Below are 5416 nucleotides of genomic sequence, written 5' to 3' on the forward strand. Positions count from 1 at the left end.
TCAAGGACGTCGTGCGCCGGGTGCGGGAGGGGCTGGCCGCGCTGTTCGCGCTGCCCGAGGTGGTCGGAGAACACCGCGTGCGGGTCCAGCCACGTCATCACCGTGTGGTGCACCGCGACGAACCCCACCGCCACCACGAACGGGGCCCAGGCCTGGTAGAGGGACACCACGACCAGCAGCACGTAGAACCAGATGTGCAGGTCGGTCAGCCCACCGCCGACGTGGACGAGGACGTCGGCGCACACCATGAGCCCCAGGCTGACGGCGCTGGCGCGGCCGGCCTGGGAGCGCAGCCCCGCCCCGACGGCGGCCAGCAGGGCCGCGGCGGCGAGCTGGCCCCACAGCACCGGCCCGCCCTGGTCGCGGGCCACGCCCACCGCGGCGAGCACGGGCAGGTGCAGCACGAGCAGGACCAGCAGCACGCGGTGGCGGGCGGCGAAGGCCTGCTCGTCGAGGCGCACGCCGCGGGGCAGGGAGTACCACCGCTCGCGGGTGGCGGTGGTCAGGTCGTTCTGCTGCACGCAGCAGGGATCGGCACGCCGGCGCCGGCACTTCACGGCTCGCGCACGATGCCTCCGGGGGGTAGCACGGACGGAGCAACCCAGCCGCCAGGAGGACACCGTGCCCGACGTCGTCGTCTTCGCCCCCGCGCCCTCGCTGCGGGTCACCGCCGAACCCGCCCCGGACGGCAGCACGGAGATCCACCTGCACCCCGGTGGGCAGGGGGTGTGGGCCGGGCGGATGGCCCGCACCCTGGAGGCGGCGGTGACGCTGTCGCTGCCGCTGGGCGGGGAGTCCGGGGTGGCGCTGCGGGCGCTGCTGGAGCACGAGGGGCAGCGGGTGCTCGTCACCGGGACCGCCGGCCCCACCCCCACCGTCGTGCTCGACCACGGCCGCGAGCCGGGCGGCGGCGACGCCGAGGGCGGGCGCGTCGTGGCGCAGTCGCACGGGGCGCTGACCCGCCACGAGGTGGACGAGCTGTACACCCGCACGCTGGAGGCCGCGCTGTCGGCCGACGTCGTCGTGCTCACGGGGGTGGAGAACCCCGGCACGCTGGACGAGTCGATCTACACCCGCCTGGCGCGGGACCTGCGCGCCAACGGCCCGGCCGTGGTGGCCGACCTGTCGGGGGCGGCGCTGCTGGCGGCGGTGGAGGGCGGGCTGTCGGTCCTGAAGACCGCCCACGACGAGCTGGTGGAGACGCAGCTGTGCGAGGGGGACGAGCCGGAGCAGCTGCTGGACGCGGCCCGGGAGCTGCAGGAGCGCGGCGCGGAGGTGGTGCTCGTCTCCCGCGCCGGCGAGCCGGCGCTGCTGCTGGACGCCGAGGGGCGGGCGTTCGCGCTGCGCGGGCCGGAGCTGACGGTCGTGCAGCACCGGGGTGCGGGGGACTCCATGTGCGGGGCGCTGGCCGTGGCGGTGGCCTCGGGGGCCGACGCGGTGTCGGCGGCGCGGCTGGCGACGGCGGCGGGCGCGCTGAACGTCACGCGCCAGGGCCTGGGCACCGGGCACGCCGACGCGATCCGGGCGCTGGCGAAGCGCGTGGAGGTTCGCGAGCTGCACTGAGGGACCGGCCGCGGTGGGGGCGGGGACGTCCGGTCGCGACACGCCGGCGCGGCGGCCGCGGGACGTCCCCGCCCCACCGGTGCGGGTGGCGTCAGCCGTCGACGAGGCCGGTCAGGTCGCCGGCGGCCCGGCTGGGCACCCGCACGAGGGTGGCGGTCGCCCAGCCCCGGCGCACGAGGACGGCGTCGCCGTCGGGTTCGTCGGGCAGCGGCGGGGTGTCGAAGGTGACGGTGACGTAGCCCTCCCCGACCTCCCCCACGACGGCCTGCACGGCGCCGACGCGGGCCAGCTCGGCCGCCCGCAGCCCGCGCAGCTCCTCCGGGGGCACGTCGGGCACGTTGACGTTGAGCACCGGCGGGTGGCCCCCGGGCGGCGTGGCGGCGCCGGTGGCGGCGAGCGGGGCGAACCAGGCCAGCGCCCGCGCCGCCACCTGCGCGGCGGTCTCCCAGTGCGGTTCGCGCCGCTCGGTGTCCAGGGACACCGCCAGGCCGGCGATGCCCTGGGTGGCCGCCGTCAGCGCCGCCCCCACCGTGCCCGAGTGCAGGATCGCGTACCCGGTGTTGGGGCCGCGGTTGATCCCGGACAGCACCAGCTCCGGCGGCTCGCCGAAGGCACCCCGCCCGGCGGTGAAGGCGATGAAGCCGGGGGTGGCCTCCACCGCCAGCACCCGCACGCCCTCCAGGCCCTCGACGCGCCGCTCGTGCACGACGAGGCGGCCGTCGTCGGCCAGGACGGTGAGGGAGGCGCTGGCGCCGCTGCGCTCGGTGTGCGGGGCGGCGAGCACCACCTGGTGCCCGCCGTCCCGCGCCACCCGCGCCAGGGCGTGCACGCCGGGGCTGTCCACCCCGTCGTCGTTGGTGACCAGGACCCGCACCTCAGCGGCCCCCGCCCGTGCGCCGGGCGGCGGTGGGTCGCCGGCTCACAGGTACTGGCCGGTGTTGGCCACGGTGTGGATGGAGCGGCCCGCCTCGGTGCCCTTCTTGCCCTGGATGAGGGTGCGGATGAACACGATGCGCTCGCCCTTCTTGCCGGAGATGCGCGCCCAGTCGTCGGGGTTGGTCGTGTTGGGCAGGTCCTCGTTCTCCTTGAACTCGTCGACGCAGGCAGCCAGCAGGTGCTCCACCCGGATGCCCTTCTGGCCCGTGGTGAGGAAGTCCTTGATGGCCATCTTCTTGGCCCGGTCGACGATGTTCTGGATCATCGCGCCGGAGTTGAAGTCCTTGAAGTACAGGACCTCCTTGTCCCCGCCGGCGTAGGTGACCTCGAGGAACTCGTTCTCCGGGCTCTCGGTGTACATCCGCTCCACCGTGGCCTGGATCATCGCCGCGACGGCCGCGTTCGGGTCGCCGCCGTGCTCGGCGAGGTCGTGCGGGTGCAGCGGCAGGTCGGGCAGCAGGTACTTGGAGAAGACGTCGCGGGCGCCCTCCGCGTCGGGCCGCTCGATCTTGATCTTCACGTCGAGGCGGCCCGGGCGCAGGATCGCCGGGTCGATCATGTCCTCGCGGTTGGAGGCGCCGATGACGATGACGTTCTCCAGCCGCTCCACGCCGTCGATCTCGCTGAGCAGCTGCGGCACGATCGTGGTCTCCACGTCCGAGCTCACCCCGGAGCCGCGGGTGCGGAACAGCGACTCCATCTCGTCGAAGAACACCACCACGGGCGTGCCCTGGGAGGCCTTCTCCCGCGCGCGGGCGAAGATGAGCCGGATGTGCCGCTCGGTCTCGCCGACGTACTTGTTGAGCAGCTCCGGGCCCTTGATGTTGAGGAAGTAGCTCTTGGCGTCGGAGTTGCCCCGCAGCGCGGCGACCTTCTTGGCCAGGGAGTTGGCCACCGCCTTGGCGATGAGCGTCTTGCCGCAGCCGGGCGGGCCGTAGAGCAGCACGCCCTTGGGCGCCTTGAGGCCGTGCTCGTGGAAGAGGTCCTCGTGCAGGAAGGGCAGCTCCACCGCGTCGCGGATCTGCTCGATCTGCGAGGACAACCCGCCGATGTCGACGTAGTCGATGTCGGGGACCTCCTCCAGCACCAGCTCCTCGACCTCGGCCTTGGGCACCCGCTCGTACGCGAAGCCCGAGCGGGTGTCGACGGTGAGGGAGTCGCCGATGCGCAGCGGCCCGTCCAGCAGCGGCGCGGCCAGGCGCACCACCCGCTCCTCGTCGGCGCGGGCCAGCACGAGGGCGCGGTCGCCGTCGAGCACCTCCTTGAGCGTCACCAGCTCCCCGACCTGCTCGAAGCCGCAGGCGGCCACGACGTTCAGCGCCTCGTTGAGCAGGACCTCCTGCCCGGCCCGCAGCGCGGTGGCGTCCACGGCGGGGCTGAGGGCCACGCGCATCTTGCGCCCGGAGGTGTGCACGTCGGCGGTGCCGTCGTCGTGGGCGGCGAGGAACGTGCCGTACCCGGCGGGGGGTTGGGCGAGGCGGTCGACCTCGGCGCGCAGGGCGACGATCTGGTCGCGGGCCTCGCGCAGCGTGGCGGCGAGGCGCTCGTTCTGGGTGCTGGTCTGGGCGAGGCGGCTGCGGGTGGCCTCCAGCTGCTGCTCCAGCAGCGCGGCGGTGCGGTGCTCGCGGTCCGGCTGCCCCCCGTGGGCGCCCAGGTGCTGGCCGTAGGGATCGGTCATGGCGCATCTCCCATCTCCCGCCCGGGCCTGCTGGTCCGGGTAGCGGTGGATGCACTCGACACTAACCCGCCGACGGCCCCGGGCGCCCGCTGTGGATCACCTCGTGTCCGCGTCCGCGCCGGCGTCCGCCCCGGCGTCCGCACCGGCGCCCGCCCCGGCCGGGGTCGCGGGGGCGGCGTCGGGGGCGGCGCGGCGCAGCTTCTTCGCCGACACCGGCCGCTCACCGAGGTCGTCGGGCGACCAGTCCCCGCCCTCGCCGCCGTCGTCGGCCTGGTACGCCCCCGGCGCGGGGCGGCGCTTGCGCAGCGGCGGCGCGACGCCGTCGGCGAGGCGGCGGGTGGTGAGCAGGAACCCGGTGTGCCCGACCATGCGGTGCTGCGGGCGCACCGCGAGGCCCTCCAGGTGCCAGCCGCGCACCATGGACTCCCAGGCCTCCGGCTCCGTCCAGCGCCCGCCGTCGCGCACGGCCTCGGCCAGCCGCGACAGCTGCGTGGCGGTGGCGACGTAGCAGATGAGCACCCCGCCGGGCGCCAGCGCGTCGGCGACGACGTCGAGGCACTCCCAGGGGGCGAGCATGTCCAGGACGGCGCGGTCCACGCCGGCCAGCCCGGCGGCCGGCAGCGCCTCGACGAGGTCGCCCACGCGCAGCCGCCAGGCGGGGTGCTCACCGCCGAAGAAGGTCTCCACGTTGCCGCGGGCGATGTCGGCGAAGTCGGCGCGCCGCTCGAAGGAGTGCACCTGCCCGTCGTCGCCCACCGCCCGCAGCAGGGACATCGTCAGCGCACCGGAACCCACCCCGGCCTCCAGCACCCGCGCGCCGGGGAAGACGTCGGCCATGTGCACGATCTGGCCGGCGTCCTTGGGGTAGACGACCGCCGCGCCGCGCGGCATGGAGAGCACGAAGTCGGCCAGCAGCGGGCGCAGCGCCAGGTACTCCACGCCCGCGGTGTTGCGCACCACCGTGCCGTCGGGGCGGCCGATGAGCTCGTCGTGGGCGAAGCGGCCGCGGTGGGTGTGGAACTCCTTGCCGGCGGCGAGGGTGATGGTGTGCATCCGCCCGCGCGGGTCGGTGAGCTGCACCCGCTCGCCCTCCCGCAGCGGCCCGCGCCGGGCCGGGGCGCCGGTGGGGCCGGTCCCGCTGTCGGTCCCGGGCTCGGTCCCGGGCTCGGCGCCGGGCTCGGCGCTGGGCTCGGCGGGCGGGGTGGGGGTCGTCATGGGTGCTCCGGGTCGGGGGCGCGG

General features: G+C 75.5%; 4 protein-coding genes and 1 pseudogene. 1 reads left to right on the forward strand and 4 read right to left on the reverse strand.

All coding sequences use genetic code 11. The features are described 5' to 3' along the window. Positions 1-521, reverse strand: a pseudogene (locus ABEB16_RS02200) (hypothetical protein); the annotation flags it as partial. 100 nt (positions 522-621) lie between these two features. Between ABEB16_RS02200 and ABEB16_RS02205 the strand changes: the two are divergent. Then, a complete protein-coding gene (locus ABEB16_RS02205) occupies positions 622-1563 on the forward strand; it encodes a PfkB family carbohydrate kinase (RefSeq protein ID WP_345710640.1) in 942 nt (313 codons plus the stop codon). Between the two features lie 91 nt (positions 1564-1654). Here ABEB16_RS02205 and surE read toward each other — a convergent pair whose 3' ends face one another. The 3 genes from surE to ABEB16_RS02220 form a co-directional block, all read right to left on the reverse strand. Then, entirely contained in the window at positions 1655-2437 is a 783-nt protein-coding gene (gene surE, locus ABEB16_RS02210; RefSeq protein ID WP_345710641.1) for a 5'/3'-nucleotidase SurE, read from the reverse strand. A gap of 45 nt (positions 2438-2482) precedes the next feature. After that, positions 2483-4177 carry a proteasome ATPase gene (gene arc, locus ABEB16_RS02215; RefSeq protein ID WP_345710642.1) on the reverse strand — a complete coding sequence of 565 codons (1695 nt, stop codon included), beginning with the start codon at positions 4175-4177 and terminating at the stop codon, positions 2483-2485. A gap of 96 nt (positions 4178-4273) precedes the next feature. Next, complete coding sequence (locus tag ABEB16_RS02220) at positions 4274-5392, reverse strand: tRNA (adenine-N1)-methyltransferase (protein WP_345710643.1); 1119 nt, start codon at positions 5390-5392, stop codon at positions 4274-4276. Between the last annotated feature and the right edge of the window lie 24 nt (positions 5393-5416).

The sequence above is a fragment of the Kineococcus glutinatus genome (assembly GCF_039542765.1).
Taxonomy (GTDB): Bacteria; Actinomycetota; Actinomycetes; order Actinomycetales; family Kineococcaceae; genus Kineococcus_A; species Kineococcus_A glutinatus.

Coding starts and splice junctions, on each gene's coding strand:
- arc (WP_345710642.1), bottom strand. CDS start 4,177: ATGACCGATCCCTACGGCCAGCACCTGGGCGCCCACGGGGGGCAGCCG.
- ABEB16_RS02220 (WP_345710643.1), bottom strand. CDS start 5,392: ATGACGACCCCCACCCCGCCCGCCGAGCCCAGCGCCGAGCCCGGCGCC.